1 pseudogene is annotated in these 950 nt (G+C 52.7%); it reads right to left on the bottom strand.

Features of this window, described 5'->3' with window-relative positions:
• A pseudogene (locus Xenpb_RS19345) lies at positions 1-950 on the bottom strand (RHS repeat protein); the annotation flags it as partial.

The following is a 950-nucleotide window of genomic DNA, read 5'->3' as shown; positions in this document are numbered from 1 at the left end:
GCTGTAAAGACAACGGGCTGTGTTGGTTAAACTGGAAATGGTTTAACCAGCCCATCCGGTTATAACCAAAATGCAACGTATCTTCGCCCAGTGTTTCTGCGACAGGCAAGTCGTTGAGGTCATCCCACTCCCGGGTAATTTCCCGCCCGTTCAGTCGTTCACCAATCACACGCCCTGCATCGTCATAGTCAAACTCCACCACCGCATCCGCTGAGGTGGCACAGATCATCCTGCCCTGAGCATCGTAGGTATATTCGGTGACGGCCTGTAATTCACAGAGTAATTTTCCCGTTTGCCAGTACTCCTGCCGCTGAATTTGGTCTTTGGCAGTGTAACAAAAACGGATGAACTGACCGTTGGGATACCGTGTCAGGGTTCGACGGCCTGCCCGGTCATAGGTATAGTCGATCGCGCGTCCGGTAAAATCGGTTTCACGGATAATTTGTCCGGCTAAATCCCGCTCATAGCGATACGTTTCACCGGTTGCCATCGTCACGCTGTTCAGACGAATTAAGCGATCATAACCAAAATGTAGGACTGTCCCATCCGGGCGGGTTAGCCGGGTCAGCAGATCAAAGGCACCATAGGTATAACGGGTGATATTTCCCTCACCGTCAGTGACCGCAGTGACCCGTCGCTCATTATCATAGTCGATATGCTGTTTTACCCCATCCGGTAATTCAATTTCCGTGACACTGTTGGCTGGACTGGCATGAAACGCGCAGTGCTGATAACGGGTTTGCTGACCCAGCGCATCCGTCACACTCCTCAGCCGCCCCAGCCCATCCTGTTCATAGCGGGTGGTGTAACCATTGGGCGCCAGAACACCATGAAGCCGGTGTTGTTCATATTCATAACGCCATTGGGTGCCATCCGGCAGTACCCGTCTGAGGATTTCGCCATGTTGGTTGTAACGGTACTCTTCCAATCGCCCCTGCGGGTCGGTTACG

The organism is Xenorhabdus sp. PB62.4 (assembly GCF_014467285.1).
GTDB lineage: Bacteria > Pseudomonadota > Gammaproteobacteria > Enterobacterales > Enterobacteriaceae > Xenorhabdus.
Note: the sequence above shows the minus strand (reverse complement) of the source record. Positions and strands in the feature narration are given on the sequence as shown.